The sequence below is a fragment of the Methylomonas stagni genome (genome assembly GCF_050154735.1).
GTDB lineage: Bacteria > Pseudomonadota > Gammaproteobacteria > Methylococcales > Methylomonadaceae > Methylomonas > Methylomonas koyamae_A.
Map to the genome: position 1 here is coordinate 605028 of NZ_CP189557.1, position 18512 is coordinate 623539.

Annotated in this window: 19 protein-coding genes; all 19 read left to right on the forward strand. The window is 60.8% G+C overall.

What is annotated here, in order from left to right:
* The first annotated feature begins 7 nt into the window (after positions 1-7).
* Complete coding sequence (locus tag ACP4CD_RS02775; RefSeq protein ID WP_426993383.1) at positions 8-2305, forward strand: DNA internalization-related competence protein ComEC/Rec2; 2298 nt, start codon at positions 8-10, stop codon at positions 2303-2305.
* 59 nt (positions 2306-2364) lie between these two features.
* Entirely contained in the window at positions 2365-2733 is a 369-nt protein-coding gene (locus ACP4CD_RS02780; protein WP_426993386.1) for a PilZ domain-containing protein, read from the forward strand.
* Between the two features lie 2 nt (positions 2734-2735).
* A complete protein-coding gene (locus ACP4CD_RS02785; protein WP_168029427.1) occupies positions 2736-2927 on the forward strand; it encodes a YbdD/YjiX family protein in 192 nt (63 codons plus the stop codon).
* A 262-nt stretch (positions 2928-3189) separates the two neighbouring features.
* On the forward strand, positions 3190-4788 hold the full coding sequence (locus ACP4CD_RS02790; protein WP_426993388.1) for a phage tail sheath family protein: 1599 nt from the start codon (positions 3190-3192) through the stop codon (positions 4786-4788).
* Positions 4789-4800: 12 nt separating this feature from the next.
* Positions 4801-5325, forward strand: a complete 525-nt coding sequence (locus ACP4CD_RS02795; RefSeq protein WP_426993390.1) for a phage tail protein — start codon at positions 4801-4803, stop codon at positions 5323-5325.
* A 2-nt stretch (positions 5326-5327) separates the two neighbouring features.
* Positions 5328-6056 carry a hypothetical protein gene (locus ACP4CD_RS02800; RefSeq protein WP_426993392.1) on the forward strand — a complete coding sequence of 243 codons (729 nt, stop codon included), beginning with the start codon at positions 5328-5330 and terminating at the stop codon, positions 6054-6056.
* Positions 6053-6850: a hypothetical protein gene (locus ACP4CD_RS02805; RefSeq protein WP_426993393.1), complete on the forward strand. Its 798-nt coding sequence runs from the start codon at positions 6053-6055 to the stop codon at positions 6848-6850. The genes ACP4CD_RS02800 and ACP4CD_RS02805 overlap by 4 nt, the downstream gene beginning before the upstream one ends.
* On the forward strand, positions 6847-8118 hold the full coding sequence (locus ACP4CD_RS02810; RefSeq protein ID WP_426993395.1) for a DUF4255 domain-containing protein: 1272 nt from the start codon (positions 6847-6849) through the stop codon (positions 8116-8118). The genes ACP4CD_RS02805 and ACP4CD_RS02810 overlap by 4 nt, the downstream gene beginning before the upstream one ends.
* Positions 8115-10169, forward strand: coding sequence for an ATP-binding protein (locus ACP4CD_RS02815; protein ID WP_426993397.1), 2055 nt, complete (start codon positions 8115-8117; stop codon positions 10167-10169). Before ACP4CD_RS02810 ends, ACP4CD_RS02815 begins: the two co-directional genes overlap by 4 nt.
* Positions 10166-10423: a hypothetical protein gene (locus ACP4CD_RS02820; RefSeq protein ID WP_426993398.1), complete on the forward strand. Its 258-nt coding sequence runs from the start codon at positions 10166-10168 to the stop codon at positions 10421-10423. Before ACP4CD_RS02815 ends, ACP4CD_RS02820 begins: the two co-directional genes overlap by 4 nt.
* On the forward strand, positions 10416-11570 hold the full coding sequence (locus ACP4CD_RS02825; protein WP_426993399.1) for a DUF4157 domain-containing protein: 1155 nt from the start codon (positions 10416-10418) through the stop codon (positions 11568-11570). Before ACP4CD_RS02820 ends, ACP4CD_RS02825 begins: the two co-directional genes overlap by 8 nt.
* Complete coding sequence (locus ACP4CD_RS02830; RefSeq protein ID WP_426993401.1) at positions 11510-12370, forward strand: hypothetical protein; 861 nt, start codon at positions 11510-11512, stop codon at positions 12368-12370. Before ACP4CD_RS02825 ends, ACP4CD_RS02830 begins: the two co-directional genes overlap by 61 nt.
* Complete coding sequence (locus ACP4CD_RS02835; protein ID WP_426993402.1) at positions 12363-13286, forward strand: hypothetical protein; 924 nt, start codon at positions 12363-12365, stop codon at positions 13284-13286. Before ACP4CD_RS02830 ends, ACP4CD_RS02835 begins: the two co-directional genes overlap by 8 nt.
* 59 nt (positions 13287-13345) lie before the next feature.
* Positions 13346-15520 carry a DUF4157 domain-containing protein gene (locus ACP4CD_RS02840; protein ID WP_426993404.1) on the forward strand — a complete coding sequence of 725 codons (2175 nt, stop codon included), beginning with the start codon at positions 13346-13348 and terminating at the stop codon, positions 15518-15520.
* A 74-nt stretch (positions 15521-15594) separates the two neighbouring features.
* Positions 15595-15816: a hypothetical protein gene (locus tag ACP4CD_RS02845; protein ID WP_064027793.1), complete on the forward strand. Its 222-nt coding sequence runs from the start codon at positions 15595-15597 to the stop codon at positions 15814-15816.
* A complete protein-coding gene (locus ACP4CD_RS02850; RefSeq protein WP_426993406.1) occupies positions 15813-16463 on the forward strand; it encodes a hypothetical protein in 651 nt (216 codons plus the stop codon). The genes ACP4CD_RS02845 and ACP4CD_RS02850 overlap by 4 nt, the downstream gene beginning before the upstream one ends.
* A 9-nt stretch (positions 16464-16472) precedes the next feature.
* Positions 16473-16838 carry a LysM domain-containing protein gene (locus ACP4CD_RS02855; RefSeq protein WP_426993408.1) on the forward strand — a complete coding sequence of 122 codons (366 nt, stop codon included), beginning with the start codon at positions 16473-16475 and terminating at the stop codon, positions 16836-16838.
* Positions 16831-17958, forward strand: coding sequence for a hypothetical protein (locus tag ACP4CD_RS02860; RefSeq protein ID WP_426993409.1), 1128 nt, complete (start codon positions 16831-16833; stop codon positions 17956-17958). The genes ACP4CD_RS02855 and ACP4CD_RS02860 overlap by 8 nt, the downstream gene beginning before the upstream one ends.
* On the forward strand, positions 17955-18512 hold the full coding sequence (locus ACP4CD_RS02865) for a phage baseplate assembly protein V (RefSeq protein WP_168029401.1): 558 nt from the start codon (positions 17955-17957) through the stop codon (positions 18510-18512). The genes ACP4CD_RS02860 and ACP4CD_RS02865 overlap by 4 nt, the downstream gene beginning before the upstream one ends.

Genomic DNA, 18512 nt, shown 5'->3' on the forward strand with positions numbered 1-18512 from the left:
GTAGCCGATGGCGGCTGCGGTATTGGCGGCGCTGGCCGGCATCGTTTGGGTGCAACAATGGCAGCGGCTGCCGCAGGGCTGGGAATGGCCGGCGCTGACGGCTATATTCTTACTGTGCGCGTGTCGCCGTCAGATCGGCTTGGCCGCGCTATTGGCCGGCGCGCTGTGGGCGGCCGGTTTCGGGGCCTGGCGGTTGGCGCAGCAATTGCCCGAGGATTTGCAGAATCAAGCGGTCGAAGTCGAAGGTTACATCGCCGGCATGCCCAAGCACATGGACAACCGTATCGGCTTCGACTTCGCGGTCACCCGTCCGGCCGGCGATTTTCCAAGCAAACTGCGATTGAACTGGTATCGAACCACGGCGGATGTGGCGGCGGGGCAGAGCTGGCGTTTGACCGTCAAGTTGCGACAGCCGCACGGCCGCTTGAATCCGGGCGGTTTCGATTACGAAGCTTGGTTGTTTGCCAATCGCATCGGTGCCACCGGCTATGTGCGCGACGAGCCGGCGCCGTCGCGCTTGGCCGACGATGGGCGCGTGGGAGCAGTCTTGGCGCGCGCCAGACAAAGTATTTCGGCAAGGTTGGATCAGGCCTTGCCCGGCGGCTCCAACCTCGGTTTGATCAAGGCGCTGACGATAGGCAGCCAGGATGGCATCGGTCAGGCGCAGTGGCAGGTGTTTCGTAAAACCGGCACCGTGCATTTGATCGTGATTTCCGGGTCGCACATCAGTTTGGTGGCGGGCTTGGTATTTCTCGTCGTACGGCGAGCCTGGGCCTGGACCGGCAATCCGCGTTGGTCGCCGCAACGGGTGGCCGCGCTGACGGCCTGGCTGGCGGCGGCTTTTTATGCCGGATTGGCCGGCTATTCGGTTCCGACGCTGCGTGCGGTCGTGATGCTGGCCGTGGCGTTCGCGGCCTTGAGTTGGCAGCGTCACGTCGGGGCCTGGCGCATCCTGTTGCTGGCCTTGCTGGCGGTGTTGATCGTCGATCCGCTGGCGGTGCAAGCGGTCGGCTTTTGGTTGTCGTTCGCGGCGGTCGGACTGTTGATTTACGTTTCCGCCGGCCGGCTCGGCCGGCCGGGCTATTGGCGCGAGGCGGCGTTGGCGCAATGGGCGACCGCGGCCGGGTTGGCGCCGCTGCTGATCCTGTTTTTTCAACAAGTATCGCTGATTTCGCCGCTGGCCAACTGGCTGGCGGTGCCGGCGATCGGCATCGTCGTGGTGCCGTTGGCCTTGGCTGCTGTGGCCTTGCTGTTCGTTTGGCCAATGTTCGCGCAATTTTTGTTGCAACTGGCGGATTGGATACTGCAAAGCCTATGGTGGACCTTGCAAGCTCTGGCGGAATTGCCGCTGTCTAACGCGACTTTACCGGAACCGGCTTGGCCGGCCTTATTGGCGGCCGGCATCGGCAGCGTCCTGTTGCTGGCACCGCGCGGATTTCCCGGCCGTTATTTGGGCGTCTGGCTGTTGTTGCCGGTGTTGGTCGCGGATGTGGCCAGACCGCCGCCCGGCGAGGTCCGGCTGGCGCTGTTGGATGTCGGCCAAGGGTTGGCGGCGGTCGTCGAAACCGCCGAGCATCGCTTGCTGTTCGACACCGGCGCGCGTTATTCCGAAGACTCCGACATGGGCGACTCGGTGATTTTGCCTTATTTGCGTTCGCGGGGTATACGCCGGCTGGACGGCTTGATCGTCAGTCACGACGATATCGACCACAGCGGCGGCGCGGAATCGGTGCTGGCCGAGGTCGCGGCGGACCAAGTATTCAGCAGCGTGCCGGCCTGGGCCGAGCGGCCGGAAGGCCGATATTGCCGGGCCGGCCAGACTTGGAATTGGGATGGCGTCGAATTCCGGATGTTGGCGCCGTCCGACCCGCGCCAGACGGGCGATAACGACAATTCCTGCGTGTTGCAAGTCCGCACCGCCAGCGCCAGCCTGCTATTGACCGCCGACATCGAGCAGTCCGGCGAACGCCGCTTGGTGGAGCTATACGGCGATCAACTGGCCAGCACCTTTTTGGTCGCGCCGCATCATGGTAGCAAGACCTCTTCGACGCTGACGTTTCTGGAACAAGTCGCGCCCGCTTGGGTGCTGATTCCGGCCGGGTATTCGAACCGCTTCGGCTTTCCGCATCCGCAAGTACTGGAACGCTATCGCCGGATGGGCGCAAATTGGGCGAATACCGCCGAACAAGGCGCGATCATCGTCGACACCGCCGAGATGCCGGTCGCGATCCACGGCGAACGTTGCCGGCATCGTCGTTATTGGATGGCGGACGACGCCTGTCCGGCGGCGGATGCCGGCCGATAACACTTAACGGCGCCGGAATTTCTGCCTATACTCTCGAAATTATTCGCGGGAGCTTATGCATGGAAATTGAAAAACGCAGTCATCGGCGGTTTTGCCCCGAGGGATTGGCGGCGCACATCATCATCGACCCGCCGCCGCCCGGCGGTGAAATCGTCATCGACGGCTTAGTCGTGGACATGAGTTACAGCGGCATCAAAATCCGTTTGAAAGAACCGTTGGCTCAAACTGTCGAGGAAGCCGAGCTGCGGATTTCCATCGTGCTGCCCGAATCGAAAGTGCCGGTGTCGATACACGGCATGATCAAGCATTTACGCGACGAGCATCAGGAATGCGGCTTGCAGTACGACAGCGAGCGGCATGCCGAACACGATCTGGACGACTTGATGTTCGAGTGCGTGAAATTCGCGCCGCCGGCCGACGAAGACTGAGGATGGCACGAACCACCTCGGCCGGCATGCTCCGGCGAATCTGGGAAGCGCTGAACGGCGAAACCGCCTACCGCCGCTACTTGCAACACTGGCAAACCCACCATGCCGATAGCGAATCCGCGCCGCTGAGCCGCAAGGCTTTCTTCGCCGCCGAAACGCGCCGTAAATGGAGCGGCGTCAAGCGCTGCTGCTAGTAGGCTATTTTTGGCAATCGCCTTTACAGGCGGAGACGACAATAGAAGCGATGCAGTACATTTGTACTGGCACAAATGCGTCATTGTTTGTTGCCGGAAATACGCTCAACATGATGTTCAACAAAAACCGCCCGGCTCGGGCGGCTCCGACACCAGCTTTCGGTCAGCGGCCGCCTAGTTACGCCCGCGCCGCATCATCGCACTAGATTAAGCATCCACGGGGTGGTAATCCGGTTCCAGTAGCGTTTTAAAGGAGCACGTCATGCCTGTAGCACTTTCTTATCCCGGCGTTTACATCGAAGAGGTCCCCAGCGGCGTTCGCACGATTACCGGCGTCGCCACCTCGATTACCGCGTTTCTTGGCCGGGCCTTGCGCGGACCGACCGACGAGCCGATCACCGTCAACAGCTTCGGCGATTTCATCCGGGTGTTTGGCGATTTGTCGCCGGATTTTCCGCTGTCCTATGCGGTACGCGACTTTTATCTGAACGGCGGCCAACAGGCCTTGATCGTCAGGCTGGCGAAAAACGCCACGGCCTCGAAAAACGCAGATCTGAAACTGGAAGCCGCCAGCGTCGGTTTGCGCGGCGACAAGCTCACTTACACGATAGACGCCAAGGGCATTACCGCCGAAGTCGCCGGCCGTTACGGCATTGCGCAGGCCGATTTATTCAATATGACGGTGTACGAAGAACCCGGCAAGGGCCGCGTCGAACGCTTCCTGAATTTGGCTGTCACTGTCGGCGCTGGCGCCCGCCGCCTGGATCGAGTGTTAGCCGCGGAATCCAATTTGATCCGCGTGCAGAAGAAAGCCGACGGCAGCGCCGATCTGGTGGCCGGCCGGCCCACCGACTCGACCGCCGCCGAAGATCCGGCCGATCCGGCGGCCACGCCGGCCAGCTTTAAAAAATTTACCGGCGGCGGCGATAGCGCGTTGTTGACCGCCGAAGCCGACGTGGTCGGCGACAAAAACAACAAAACCGGCCTGTACGCGCTGGACAAGGCCGATTTGTTCAATTTGCTGTGCATCCCGCCCGACACCCGCGAGGGCGACACCTTGAAGGAAGTCTATCAAAAGGCGATGAAATACTGCGCCGACCGGCGCGCCGTGCTGATCGTCGATCCGCCGGCGGCCTGGGGCGCGAATAAGGATACCGCCGCTGCAACGGCTCGCGACGGATTGAGCGGCTTGGGTCTGTCCGGTGTCGAAGCTCGTAACGCAGCGCTGTACTTTCCGCGTGTGATTCAAAGCGATCCCTTGCGCGAAGGCCAGCTCGACGTGTTCGCGCCCAGCGGCATGATTGCCGGCATCATGGCGCGCACCGACACCGCGCGCGGCGTCTGGAAGGCGCCGGCCGGGCTGGATGCCTCGCTGAGCGGGATTCAAGGTTTGCAAGTAAATTTGAATGACGCCGAAAACGGCATGCTCAACCCGTTGGGCATCAATTGTTTGAGGGCGTTTCCGGTCAACGGCCGGGTGGTCTGGGGCGCGCGTACCTTGCGCGGTGCCGACCAGTTGGCCGACGAATGGAAATACCTGCCGGTGCGCCGCACCGCGTTGTTCATCGAGGAAAGCCTGTATCGCGGCACGCAATGGGTGGTGTTCGAGCCCAACGACGAGCCGCTGTGGGCGCAGATTCGTTTGAACGTCGGCGCCTTCATGCACAACCTGTTTCGTCAGGGCGCTTTTCAGGGCAGTACCCCCAGAGAGGCCTACTTCGTCAAGTGCGATCGGGAAACCACGACGCAAACCGACATCAACTCCGGCATCGTCAATATCGTGGTTGGCTTCGCGCCGTTAAAACCTGCCGAATTTGTGGTCATCAAACTCCAGCAGATGGCTGGTCAAATCGAAGTCTAAGGAGAATCCGCCATGGCTCAGTTCAGCGTCAACGCACAACGGTTCGATCCCTATAAAAATTTCAAATTCCGGGTCAAATGGGACGGCAAATACGTCGCCGGCGTCAGCAAGGTCGGTGCGCTCAAACGCACCACCGAAGTCGTCAAGCACCGCGAGGGCGGCGACCCCAGCAGCAGCCGCAAATCGCCGGGCCGCACCGAATACGAGGCCATCAGCCTGGAGCGCGGCGTCACCCACGACAAGGAATTCGAGCAATGGGCCAACAAGGTGTGGAATTTCGGTTCCGGGCTGGGCGCGGAAGTGTCGTTAAAAGACTTTCGCAAGGACATCATCATCGAACTCTACAACGAGGCTGGCCAGCTCGCGGTGGCTTACAAATTGTTTCGCTGCTGGGTGTCCGAATTTCAGGCCCTGCCGGATTTGGATGCCAACGCCAACGCCGTGGCGATCCAGCACATCAAGCTGGAAAACGAAGGCTGGGAACGCGATTACGAAGTTGCCGAGCCGGCCGAGGAAACCTTTACCGAGCCGCAATAGCCATGAGCGCGGGTATCGCCTCGACCTTGCTGGCCGCCTGGGAGCGCTGTCTGCTGCAGACCGATACTGAACGCGCACTGACATTGCTGGTCATGTTGGATACCGAACTCAGCGAAACCACGTTGAGAAGCCTGCCGCTCGGGCAACGCAACGGCCGGCTGTTGGCGCTACGCGAACGCTTGTTCGGCCCGCGAATGGCCAGCTTGGCGGCCTGCCCTAACTGCGCGGAGACGCTGGAACTGAATTTGAATGTCGCCGATCTGCAATTGCCGCCGCCGGCCGAGGCGCCGTTGCTGCTGGTGCAAGACGGTTTCCGCATCCAATTGCGTTTACCGGATAGCCGCGATTTATTGCATATTCAAACATTGGCTGACGTCGATGCCGCCCGACGGACTTTGTTCGCCCGCTGCTGCGTTGAAGTGTTAGTGAGTGGCGAGCCGGTTGCCCCGGAAACCGTCCCGGAAGCCTTGATCGCTTCGGCTGAAGCTTTACTGGCCGCCGCCGATCCGCAAGCCGACATCCGCCTGGATTTAAATTGCCCGAGTTGCCGGCATGTCTGGCTGGCGACTTTCGATATTGCCGGATTTCTGTGGCGGGAAATTCAGGCCTGGGCGCAACGCTTATTCAACGACGTGCATTTGCTGGCCCGCGCTTACGGGTGGAGCGAAGCGGACATCCTGGCGATGAGTCCGTTGCGCAGGCAATGCTATCTGGAACGGGTGCGGCAATGAACGGTTTTCTGGGACAACTTGCCGCGCTGACGCTGCATCGAATAGAAGCCTTGCCGCCGCGTTTGCCGGGGCGTTTCGAGGCGGATTCAAGCGAACCGTTCGCGGCGGACCCGTTCGATCCGTCGACCGAACCGTTGCCGCCCAGCCCGACCCTGGGGCCGGCTATCCGCGAACCTATACCCACGATCCCAAACACCGCAGTCGGGCGGGATGACGCAGTCGGACAAGGGGCGCCAAATCTCGATCCACCCTTCTCCTGGCAGGCGCAAACGCCTGCCGAACAGCCAGCGGCGCAACCGTTGTTGACGCCCGTTCCGCCGGCAATCCCGCCCTTGTCCAGCCGCCGCGAAATACCGGTCGAGCCTCGGACACCGACCAATAGCGGCACCAACGCGGCCGCGCCGGCGGTCGAGCGGGAGATGACTCGAATCGAGGAGCGCGTCACGATGCTGACCGAGCGCGAGCGTGTGCTCGATCCGGATGCAACACCGGTCATCGCGGCCGCCAGCCGGCAACACCAACCAGAATCCGAACCGCTTAAGCCGATGAATCCGCTCGTGGCCGAGCTTAAACCCATCGTCCCGGCATTGACCGGTTTCAAGGACGCCGCTGCGCGGCAACCCGCCGATGTCCGGCCGGAGCCCACGCCAATGCCGACGATACAGGTTACGATAGGCCGCATCGAAATCCGCGCTACCCAAACCAGCGAAAAATCCGCCGCCAAGCCGCGCCCGGCTCAGGCGACGATGAGTCTGGACGATTATCTGAAGCAGCGCGACGGAGGCCGGCGATGAGCAATTCACTGGCTGTCGCCACGGTAACGGCTGCGTTGGCGACGCTGATTCAAAATGCCGCGCAACAGGCCGTCAGCGGCGCCGAAGTGGTGCTTGGCAGGCCGCAAACCGCGCCGCCGGCCAATGCCTTGCGCTGGGTGCAACTGTGTTTGTATCAGGTCACGCCGAATCCGGCTTTGCGTAACGCCGATCTACCGACCCGCGATCCTAGCGGACGGATTAGCCAGCGCCCGCAAATCGCCCTGGATTTACATTATTTATTGGCGTTTTACGGCGACGAAACCGCCTTCGAAGCGCAGCGCATGCTGGGCGCGGTGGCCCGCGACCTGCATGCGCATCCGATCTTGACCCGCCAAGCCGTCCACAATGCCGCGCTCAGTCATGCCCCGCTGAACGACTCCAACCTGGACCAGGCGCCGGAATTGGTCAGATTGATGCCGCTGCCGTTGAACCTCGACGAATTGTCCAAGTTATGGTCGGTGTTCTTCCAAACGCCCTACGCCTTGTCTATTGCCTACCGCGCCAGCGTCGTGCTGATCGAATCGGACGACGCGGTAAATCCGGCGCCGCCGGTGTTGCAACGTGGCCAGGACGACCGTGGTGTCGAGACGCTGCTGGGCCGGTTTCCCCGCCTGGAGGCGATCCGGATCGGCTTCGCGGCCAACCGCGACGTGCCACTGCCGTCCTTACCCAATGCCTGGCCGGGCCTGGTTTTGACCTTGAGCGGGCAGGACTTGCAAGGCGACAGCGTGACGCTGCGCTTTTTGCATCCGCGCCTGGGCATTCGAGACGTGGCGATCCCGGAAGCGGACCGCGACGCCACCAGTCTACGCTTTACCTTGCCCGACGATGCGGCGGCGCAAACCGACTGGGCGGCAGGCCTTTACGAAGTCGCCGCCATCGTCAGCCGCGACGGCACGGAACGCATCACCAACCGCTTGAGTCTGCCGTTGGCGATACGCGTCGATGGCATCTTGCCGGCCAATCCGGTGGCCCGCGCGGCCGGCGACGCCACGTTGACGATTACCGCGACGCCGCAAGTCTTGACCGACCAAGCGCCGCAACTGCTGTTGGGCGACCGCGAAGTCGCCGCGCAAGCGCGCATCAATCCGACCGATCCGTTGGTGTTTGTCATCGAAAATGCCGCGCCGCTTAGTTTGCAACCGGTTTATATCCGCGTCGACGGTGTCGACAGTTTGCCGTTCGCGTTTTTGGATCATCCGCCGCGCTATGCCTTCGCCGACAGCCAACGGGTGACCATCGTATGAACGAGCATCAACGCTGGCTGCAAGCCAATAACGATTATCTGGCCGACGCGATCGCCTGGTTGCACCAACTTTTGGAGCGGCAAATCGGCCAACTGACCTCGGCCGCGCCGGCGGTCAAGCGCGGTTGGTTCAAATGCCGGGAGCCTGAAACGGAGCAAGGCTCCGACGACGCCGAAACCGCGATCCGCGCGCTCGGTAAAAAACTGGCGGCCGCCGAAAGTGCCGATCCGCCGCCGGCCTTGATTATACTGAGCCGGCAACTGGGTTTGGACCGCTTCGAACAACAGATTTTGCTGCTGTGCGCGGCGATCGAGCTGGACGGCAAAACCGCCGCGCTGTGCGCCAAGGCCCAGGATCACTCGCATAAACCGTATCCGACCTTCGCGTTGGCGCTGCGTCTGTTCGAACAACCCAACTGGCAGGCCTTGTCCGCCGACCGGCCTCTGCGTTACTGGCGTTTGCTGGAAATCAACCAACCGGGCGCCGAGCCGCTGACCACCAGCGCGTTGCGGGCCGACGAGCGCATCGTCAATTTTCTGGTCGAGCCCAAACACAATATCGACGACCGCTTGTTGCCATACATGGCTCCGCTGCTCGGTGCCAGCGATGCCGCCGCGCTGGCGCCGTCGCAACGGCGGGTCGTCGCGGAGATTGCCGCTTACTTGCAAAGCCGGGCCAACGGCCTTAGTCAGCGCGTGTTGGTGCAATTGGCCGGCCCGTCGGCCCTTGCGAAAACGGAAGTGATCAGGCTGGCCTTGGCGGAACTGGGACTCAGCGGGATGGCGATGAGTTTGGAGAGTCTGCCGACTCAGACTGCCGACCTGGAAAACTTGTTGCGGTTGTGGGAACGAGAGCGCTTGTTGCTACCGGTGGCTTTGTATCTGGACGCCGGCTATGCCGACGAGCATACCCATGCCGCGTTACTGAGACGTTTGCTGGGCGCCTGCAACGGCGTATTGATTTTGGGTGTCCGCGACCCGCAACCGGAATTCGACGGCTTGATTGTCGAAATCGCCAAGCCCGATGCCGAGGAACAGCAACACGCCTGGCGGGAGGCGCTCGGCGACGATGCCGCCGTATTGGCCGCGCAACTAGCCGGCCAGTTCAGCCTGGAATTGCCTAGCATCCGCGAAATTGCCGATTCGGTGGCCGGCGAGCCGGCGGCTGGCGAACGCCGCGACCGGCTCTGGCAAGCCTGCTTGCGCAAAACCAGCCCCAAGCTGGATCAATTGGCGCGGCGCATCGACGTCAAAGCGGTCTGGTCGGACATCGTATTACCCAAGGAACCGTTGGCGCTGTTAAACCAGATCGCCGGCCAAATCGAGCGGCGCGGCCTGGTCTACAACGACTGGGGCTTCGTCGATAAAATGAATCGCGGTCTGGGGCTGAGCGTGTTATTCGCCGGCGAAAGCGGCACCGGCAAGACCATGGCGGCGGAAGTGATTGCCAACGCCTTGCAACTGAATCTGTACCGGATCGACTTGTCGGCGGTGGTCAGCAAATACATCGGCGAAACCGAAAAAAACCTGCGGCGCTTGTTCGATGCCGCCGAAGACGGCGGCGCGATTTTGTTCTTCGACGAAGCCGACGCCTTGTTCGGCAAGCGTAGCGAAGTCAAGGATAGCCACGACCGCTATGCCAATATCGAAATCAATTACTTGCTGCAACGCATGGAAGCCTATCGCGGCCTGGCGATTCTGGCCACCAATATGAAAAGCGCCCTGGATCAGGCTTTCATGCGACGCTTGCGCTTTATCGTCAATTTTCCGTTTCCCGGCGCCGCCGAGCGCGCCGACATGTGGCGTAAGGTGTTCCCGCCGCAAACCCCGCTAGCCCAGCTGGATTACCAGCATTTGGCCCGTTTCAATCTGACCGGCGGCAGCATCCACAACGTAGCCTTGAACGCGGCATTTCTGGCGGCCGCCAGCGATGCCCGGCAGGTGACGATGGCGTTGATTTTCGAAGCGCTACGCGCCGAATTCCGCAAGCTGGATAAGCCGGTCAACGAAGCCGAGTTTCGGCTGTTGGGCGTGGTTGGAAGCGCGCCGTGAACATTCAATTGCATATCGAACGGCTGGTGCTGGACGGCGTCGATCTGGCCGGTCATAGTCGCGGCGAACTGCAAGCCGGTTTGACGGCGGAACTGACCCGCTTGCTGAGCGAGGGCGGCTTAGCCGGCCAATGGAGTAACGGCGTGGCGGTGCCGCGCTTGCAGTTGTCCGGCTTGCAATTGGTTGGACAGCAGCCGACGCATTTGGGCGAGCAGATCGCGCAAACGGTTTACCGAGGCCTAGGCCATGAATAAATCCCGGTCGGTAGAACGTCCGCCGCTTTCCGCAACGCCATTGGTCGGATCCATTAAACCCGAGCGCGGCAAATTTTCCGAGCAGCCGGCCAGTTTGCCGGCCAATAGCGAACGCGGCGCACATGAATTTGGCGCGATTCCGCTCAGCCCGGCCCGGCCCGGCAGCTGGCAGGCCAAGCTGGTGTTAGGCCAGCCCGGCGATGTGTTTGAGCGCGAGGCCGATGCGGTTGCCGATAAGGTGACTGGCGGCGGTCGTGATCGAGCGCTGACGTCGGTCGGTCAGGATGACAATACCTTGAGACGGGCTCCGCAACCGGCCAGCGATAACATGGACGGGCACGCCGCCGAACCCGAAACGGCGCCGCAAGCCGAAACCGCCGCTCCGGAAAGTGCAGAGAAACCGGCCGAGGAGGGCGATCCGGCCCAAGTGGCGTTGCTATTGCTGGAAAGCGACGATCTGCAGGGCGAGCAGCAGCCCAGTGGCGGCGAGCAAGCCGAGTCTGACGACGCGGATCAAGCCGGTGAAACGGAGCCAATGCGGACCAGTCCGCAAGCCGGCCAGACGCCCAGCGTTTCGCCGCGTCAGGAATCGCGCATCCAGGCCTTACGCGGCGACGGCCAACCATTGGCAAGCCCGGTCAGACGCTTATTCGAGCCGCGTCTGGGCCACGATCTGAGTCAGGTTAGGGTTCACACCGGCGTCGACGCCGGCAAGTTGGCCGACTCGGTCAGCGCTCGCGCGTTTACCGTGGGCCGCGACGTGGTGTTCGGCGCCGGCCAATATCAACCCGCAAGTGCCGGCGGGCGCTGGCTGTTGGCGCACGAACTGACTCACGTCTTGCAGCAGCAAACCGGTTTGGCGCGGGCGCCGCTGGCGCCGATTCGGGTGCGCGAAACCAGCGAGCCGCGGGTGCAAGGCGGATTTTTCGGCAAATTGTGGAGCGGAATTAAAAAAGGTGCCAGCGCGGTTTGGGGCGGCATCAAGAAGGGCGCCGGCGCGGTTTGGGGTGGGATCAAAAAGGCGCGGGCGCGGCGTGGCGCGGCATCAAAAAAGCCGCCGGCAAGGTGTGGGACGGTACCAAGTGGGTGGCGGGCAAGGTTTGGGGTGGTATCAAAGCCTTCGCCGGTTGGGGTTGGAATGTGTTGAAGGCGGGAGCGGCCTTGGCCTGGCGGCAAGTCGTTAATTTCCCGAGCCGGGTTTGGCGGCTGATCAAGCATTTGGGCAGCGGTATCGCCGGCGCGGCCGGTTGGTTGTGGGACGGCTTGAAACTGGCCTGGCACCTGGATTTCAAGGGCCTTGGCAATTGGTTTCTGGACGGCATCCTGTCCGGCGCGGCCTGGATCGGCCGCTTGATCGGCAAATTGGTGGACATCGCCGGCATCGGCGAAGTTTGGGACTTGCTGTTTCAAATCATCAAATTCAACACCCGCACGCTGAATTCGACCGAGAAAAGCGAGGCGCAAAAAACTTTTCAGGACAACATCGCGTACTGGCAAGTACGGATAGACGAATATTCGCTGATCTCCGCCATCGGCGCCTTGTTCAAGGGCGGCGGCGGGATGGGCGTGACGACTTTCCACACCATCAATTTCAATCAAAAGATTAGCGCCAGTCCGGGCAGTAGCGACATGCACTGGCTGACGCACGAGCTGACCCATGTCTTCCAATACGAACGCGTGGGATCGCAATATCTGGGCGAAGCGGTCCATGCCCAGGCTACCGCAGGCTACGATTACAAAGGTCCGGACGCGTTGTGGCGGCCGGCCACCAACCCGTCGCCGAATATGCTCGGCAAACACTTCCGCGAATTCAATCGCGAGCAACAGGCCGATATTGCCGCCGATTATTACTATTCGCTGTACAGTCAGCCTGCTAAGGGTGGCTTCACGCCGGTCACCAGCGAATATCAACCGGTGATCGACGAAATGAGGGCTGGCGATGTCTAGCCTAACCAAAACGCCGGCCGCGTCCGGCAATAAAGTGGCGTTAGCCACGCAAACTCGACCCGCCGCCGGCCTATTGCAGCGCCGATGCGCATGCGGCAATCACACGCCCGCTGGCGGGGAATGCGCGGCCTGCTCGTGCAAGAATAAGCCGATACAACGTCAATTAGCGATTGGCGCCAGCAACGATCCGATGGAACGCGAGGCCGATCGAGTTGCCGATCAGGTATTGGCTAGCCATAGCGCGTTACCGACGTTATCCGCCGCCGGTGCCGAGACCATTCGCCGCCAGGAAGCGCCCAAGGAAAAAACCGACGCGGAAAAATATCAGGAAGGCCTGGAAAAACTCGGCGAAGCGTTTTTACAAACCCCGCTCGGCAAAACCCTCGTCGAGAAGCTGAAACAAGATGCCTTGGTGAAAGGCGCCACCCAACTCGGCAAGGATATCCTCGCGACTTGGCCGGGCAGAATTTACACCGGCGAAGCCGCCGTAATAACCGTGGCGGCACTGGCGGCGAACCACAAGGCCTTGCCGGTTCAGATACCCGAAATCCCGTTGGACATTATCACGCCCGGCTTGAGTGTGAAGCTGACCTACAAAGGCCCGGTGGATAAGCCGACCGATGCGATGATTACCTTTAGCTACCGCGAGCAAGCGGCCAAAAACGACGCTGGGAAAACACCGCTCAGCGCGGCCGACAAGTATCGGGCGGAGACTGCCAAAATGGCGGCGGATCAGGCCAAGTTCCGCGCCAATATGCGTTTTACGCCCGGTTCCCCGGAAGACGTAAGGCAAAGGGCGGAAGATCAGGCACTCAGACAGGCCGCGCTGAAGTATCGTGGCGGTCCGGATATTTCAGAGACTCTAAAAAATATCCGTGGCTGGCGGCACCGCAACCGAAAAACGGTTTACAGCTGACGCAGCCCAATTGGTCGCCGGGTAAGGAAAGGCCTTCGTTGTTTGGCGATCAATTCAAATTGAGAATTCTCAGCGAAGAAGAGCAGGACGAACGTCCGGCCTTGCAGAAAAAACTTCGTATCGGCGCCAGCGATGATCCCCTGGAAATGGAAGCAGATCGCGTCGCCGAACAAGTGCTAACAAATTCGTCAAACCCGCCGCTCAAGTCGGCCACGCCCAGCATTCAACGCGTAAGCGGCAACGGTTCGGCCGCCGCGGAAGCGGTGCCGGATAGCGTCGATCAGGTGCTGGCGAGTTCGGGTAGGCCGTTGGATGCTCCATTGCAGCAGGATATGGAGGCGCGTTTCGGACAGGATTTTTCTCGGGTGCGCATCCATATCGGCGGCGCGGCCGAACAATCGGCGCGCGAGATTCAAGCCAAAGCCTATACGGTCGGTCGCGACGTCGTGTTCGGCGACAACCAGTTCCGGCCCGAGACGCGTGAAGGTCGCCATTTGCTGGCTCACGAACTGGCTCACGTAGTTCAGCAACGTGGTGAATCGAGAGGGTTGCGTAAAAAGGCCGTGGGTGATGATGATCCGATACATAGCCCGCTGATAGAGCGATTCCGCCGCGAAAACGGATTTCCTCCGAGCGGTGAGGACGAATACGGACATCAAGTGGGTCCGTCGGACGCCCAAATCAAATACGGCGGTTTATTGATGCCGGCGGCGCGGCCAGCGACTCCGGCGGAACAGCGCGAGTTCGTCGAGGGTGCCATACGCTTTTTGCGGGAGGCTGCGGATTTTTATCGAGATGTAACGCGAATCGATCAGACGCGGCTGGCAACGATTTTACAAGGTTGGCGAACGGCATATACCAGTAATCTGCGGATTATTCAGCAGATGCTAAATAACGATGCCGCGTTAGCAAGCCTTCTTGTCGGAGCCTATCAGGCGGCTGTCGCGTCGTTGATTACGAAAGCCGCTTCCTTGCTACGCAGAACCGAACAGGATTTGTACCAGCAGCTCGTCGGCGCGATAGACGAGGTGGCTTGGCCGCGCGGCAGAGCCGACCCCACGGGCGCGGAACTCACTAACGCGCTTCCGGAAGCGGAGCGTCAACAACTGCGCGTGATTACGCTGAGCGTCACTTTGTCTAATCTGGACGCCTATTTTCAGCCACGGGCGACGATGATCCCGCTACCGGCGAACGTAGCCGTGCGCTTCTCCAGCGGCGTTATGCAAGTGCTGCGTAGGGGCTTGGAAAATATCGCCGGCACGTTGACAAATCCCGCCAGCTGGACCAGCGGCCCGCCGCCGCTCGAACCGAATTCGATGCTGACGCTGGCCCTCCACTTGGAAAATGTCGGGGGCGGTTATTCGGTCTTTCGCTTTACCTATGTCAGACGTCAAGTACAAGGCGGCGCGGCCAACGGTGAAATATTGGTCGAACATTTAGGCGGCATAGGCATGGAAACCCTGCATCCGGATCAGGCCAAGAGAGCGCAACAACGTTTCGACCGCTACAGTTTTCGCCGTGGTGCAGGTTGGAGCGACCCGCAGTTTCAGGAAGTGCTGGCCGCGTTGGAGCAAGTGCCCGACACCACCTTAAATCTGCTTGCCGGTTATACCTTCAATCGCGGCACCGTACACCAGACCCATCCCGAATGGTGCGGCGAACATCAATCCGGAACCCGCGTCATCACTTTGTTCGACTGTGCCTTTACCGCGTCGCTGACCCGGACCGGCGTTCCCGGACAAGGGTTGGCGAACGTCGCGCGGCAAGACGTATTGCACGAGTTGGGGCACGCACTCGATTTAAGGATATTGTCGCAAGTCATCGATCCCGTGAATCAAGCGGTTAACGCGCAACGCAACGCCTTTCGCCGTTACGAAACTCAGCCGGGTTCCAATCGCTACTCAATTCCCGCCTCGATGCAAGCACGCTGGAATCAAATACATGCGCAAATAACCGCAGCTCAACGAACGCGCGACGCGGCTCGCTCCTTGTCGGGTTCGCAATGGCAAGCGCAACCCGGCAGCAACGACTTGACGATTGTGGAAGGCGCGGACAACGTGGCTTTCCGGCAAGCCGCACAGCAGGATGGCGGCCCAGGAATCACGCACTATTCGGATACCAGTTGGCAGGAACACTTTGCCGAATCCTACGCTTTATACATGGTTGACCCGGATGGCTTGCAACGCTTGCGTCCGCACGTATTCGCTTTCCTCCAGAGCAACTTTCCGCGATGACCACGAACTGCGGCGAAATGCTAGCGTCTAGCCGACCCACTATTGAGTAACGCAACATTTAACGAGAAATAACGATGCGCTCAGCCACCTCCAAGTTAAAAGATTTCGGCGATGATCTTAAGGATGTTCTGAACAAGCTGATTCCGCTCATGGTTCGACAAACTCTCCGCGAACCGAATCAAGCTAATGCCGTTAATCCCGAACCTGTCGAAGCACTTAATCCTAACTTCCTGAAAACAGCTGATGCGTCGGTCATACCGATTGGCGCGACGCCACCGCCAGGAGCTTTCTCATGAGCGGTTTCCCCGGCTCTCCGAAACTGATCAAGGGTGGGGTGGTGCTGATCGATCCCGGCAGCGGCGCGGTGCGGCGCATCATCGCCTTGCAGTACAACCCGGACACGATTACCCGCTCCTTGCAAGTGCAAGGCATCGGCGCCGATAGCGGCGACCGTTCCGAAGCGCTGCGCCTGAAAGGTCCGCCGGTGGAAACCATCAAGCTGGACGCCGAAATCGATGCCGCCGAGCAATTGGAAATCGCCGACGGCTTGGCGACTCAAGTGGGCTTGCATCCGCAATTGGCCGCGCTGGAATTGATCGTTTATCCGAGTAGCGCTCAATTGCAATCCGCCAACAGCCTGGCCCGCGCCGGCACCCTGGAAATCGCGCCGGCCGAGGCGGCGTTGATGCTGTTCATCTGGAGCAAGCAGCGCATCGTGCCGGTACGGCTGACCGAATTCAGCATTACCGAGGAAGCCTTCGACGCGGCCTTGAATCCGATTCGCGCCAAACTCAGTCTGGGCCTGCGGGTGTTGAGCGTCAACGACATCGGCTTCGATCACAAGGGCGGCAGCCTGTTTATCAGTTACCTGCAAAACAAGGAGCGGTTGGCGCAAAAATTTGCCGGCGGCGCGTTTGCGGCGCTGGGCATCAGCGGTATTTAGGAGACGACGATGACCGATCCGAATCTGGCTTTGCAACAACTCCTGCAACCCGGCGGCACTGCCGGCCCGTTTCCGCCCGGCAGCCGTTATTACGGCATCCCGACCGCGATTCTGGAAAGCGCCGACGGTCGTAAGATTGCCTATCTGCGCCGCCGCTTCGTGCCGGCGCCGGAGCGCTTCGAACTGCTGCAGGAACATACGGTCAGTCAGAACGAGCGGCTGGATAACATTACCGCCCGCTATCTGGGTGACCCGGAACAGTTCTGGCGGCTGTGCGACGCCAACCGCGCCTTGCAACCGCGCGAGTTGGAGCAGGCCGGTCGCAAACTGCGGATCACCTTGCCGGAAGGCATACCGGGACCGGGTAATGCTTAACGGCATCAATCTGACCTTGCTGATCGGCCCGGCGGTGCCGATACCGGCGCCGACGGCGGTGATCGAGGCCTTGTCCAGCGTCCAGGTCAATAGCGGCGGCGAACGTAGCGGGTTTCAACTGGTGTTTGCGGTCGGCTCCCGCTCCTTGCTGACCACCACGCTGTTGCCGGCGGGCTATTTCGATCCGATCACGACGCGGGTGATGGTCATCGTCACGCTGAACGGCATCCCCAACGTGCTGATAGACGGCATCGTCACCCGCCAGGAAATGTCGCCGAGCAGCGAGCCGGGTCAGGCCAAGCTGACCATTACCGGCGAGGATTTGAGCGTGCTGATGGACATCGTCGAACTGAAACGGCCGTTTCCGGGCATGGACGACACCTTGCAAATGCTGACGATACTGGCGCCGTACGCCGCCTTCGGCGTGATTCCGCTGGTGACGCCGCCGTTGTTTTTGAATTTCATGTCGCCCACCAAGGGCTACAAATCCCAGGACTCCACCGATCTGGCGCATATCAAGAAATTGGCGGCGCGCAACGGCTACGTGTTTTACGTCGAATCCGGGCCGTTGCCGGGCCAGAATCTGGCATATTTTGGCCCCAACATCCGTTTGCCGATTCCGCAGCCGGCGCTGACCATCAACATGGACGCGCACAGCAATGTCGATAGCCTGAGTTTTTCCTTGAACGGTCTGGCCAAGGAAGTACTGATCGTCACGGTAATGGACCCGATCACCCACAAAATTCCGATTCCGGTGCCCATCCCCAATATCAGTATCTTTCAACCGCCATTGGGCGCGCGGCCGACGCCGCCGGCCAAGGTCAGGTTCGCCAAGGAAGTTGCCGGCGAAGATCCGCCGGGGGTGGTCAATCTGATGGTCGGGCAAATGCTGAAGGGCTCGGCGAACGCGATCACCGGCAGCGGTTCGCTGGATGTGCTGCGCTACGGCCGGACCTTGCGGGCCAGGATGGTGGTGGGGGTGCGCGGCGCCGGCCTGGCTTACGACGGTTTGTATTACGTCGATAGCGTCACGCATAACCTGAAACACGGCGAATACAAACAAAACTTCACGCTGTCGCGCGACGGGCTGATTTCCAACACGCCGAGGCTGCCGGTATGAACGAAGAAAACAAATATTGGGGCAAATATCGCGGCACCGTGGTCAATAACGTCGATCCGGAGCAGCGTGGCCGGATTCAGGCGCTGGTGCCGGACGTCAATTCGTTGATTCCGACCACATTCGCCGAACCCTGCGTGCCGCTGGCCGGACCGACCGGACCGCCGATGGGCGTGTACATGGTGCCGCCGATAGGCGCCGGGGTATGGATAGAGTTCGAGCATGGCGATTTGGATAAACCGATTTGGGTCGGCTGCCGCTGGGGTTTGCAAACCGATATTCCGTTGGCGGCGCTGGCCGGCAATCCCGCCGATCCCAATATCGTGATTCAGTCCTTGTTGCAGCAAGGCATCATCGTCAGCGATTTGCCGCCGGCGCCGCCGCCGCCGGTGATGCCGCCGATTCCGACCACCGGCGGGGTGATCTTACGCAGCACCACTGGCGCTTACATTGTGGTCAACGATGCGGGCATTTTCATCAGCAACGGCAAGGGCGCCAGCCTGGAAATGCTGGGGCCGGCGGTGATGATCAACAAACTGGCGCTGGTGGTGACTTGA

Excerpts from the sequence above, each read along its gene's own strand:
- ACP4CD_RS02800 (WP_426993392.1), top strand. The coding sequence starts at position 5,328 with ATGAGCGCGGGTATCGCCTCGACCTTGCTGGCCGCCTGGGAGCGCTGT.
- ACP4CD_RS02805 (WP_426993393.1), top strand. The coding sequence starts at position 6,053 with ATGAACGGTTTTCTGGGACAACTTGCCGCGCTGACGCTGCATCGAATA.
- ACP4CD_RS02865 (WP_168029401.1), top strand. The coding sequence starts at position 17,955 with ATGAACGAAGAAAACAAATATTGGGGCAAATATCGCGGCACCGTGGTC.
- ACP4CD_RS02780 (WP_426993386.1), top strand. The coding sequence starts at position 2,365 with ATGGAAATTGAAAAACGCAGTCATCGGCGGTTTTGCCCCGAGGGATTG.
- ACP4CD_RS02810 (WP_426993395.1), top strand. The coding sequence starts at position 6,847 with ATGAGCAATTCACTGGCTGTCGCCACGGTAACGGCTGCGTTGGCGACG.
- ACP4CD_RS02835 (WP_426993402.1), top strand. The coding sequence starts at position 12,363 with ATGTCTAGCCTAACCAAAACGCCGGCCGCGTCCGGCAATAAAGTGGCG.
- ACP4CD_RS02795 (WP_426993390.1), top strand. The coding sequence starts at position 4,801 with ATGGCTCAGTTCAGCGTCAACGCACAACGGTTCGATCCCTATAAAAAT.
- ACP4CD_RS02855 (WP_426993408.1), top strand. The coding sequence starts at position 16,473 with ATGACCGATCCGAATCTGGCTTTGCAACAACTCCTGCAACCCGGCGGC.
- ACP4CD_RS02850 (WP_426993406.1), top strand. The coding sequence starts at position 15,813 with ATGAGCGGTTTCCCCGGCTCTCCGAAACTGATCAAGGGTGGGGTGGTG.
- ACP4CD_RS02825 (WP_426993399.1), top strand. The coding sequence starts at position 10,416 with ATGAATAAATCCCGGTCGGTAGAACGTCCGCCGCTTTCCGCAACGCCA.
- ACP4CD_RS02775 (WP_426993383.1), top strand. The coding sequence starts at position 8 with ATGGCGGCTGCGGTATTGGCGGCGCTGGCCGGCATCGTTTGGGTGCAA.
- ACP4CD_RS02815 (WP_426993397.1), top strand. The coding sequence starts at position 8,115 with ATGAACGAGCATCAACGCTGGCTGCAAGCCAATAACGATTATCTGGCC.
- ACP4CD_RS02845 (WP_064027793.1), top strand. The coding sequence starts at position 15,595 with ATGCGCTCAGCCACCTCCAAGTTAAAAGATTTCGGCGATGATCTTAAG.
- ACP4CD_RS02790 (WP_426993388.1), top strand. The coding sequence starts at position 3,190 with ATGCCTGTAGCACTTTCTTATCCCGGCGTTTACATCGAAGAGGTCCCC.
- ACP4CD_RS02785 (WP_168029427.1), top strand. The coding sequence starts at position 2,736 with ATGGCACGAACCACCTCGGCCGGCATGCTCCGGCGAATCTGGGAAGCG.
- ACP4CD_RS02860 (WP_426993409.1), top strand. The coding sequence starts at position 16,831 with ATGCTTAACGGCATCAATCTGACCTTGCTGATCGGCCCGGCGGTGCCG.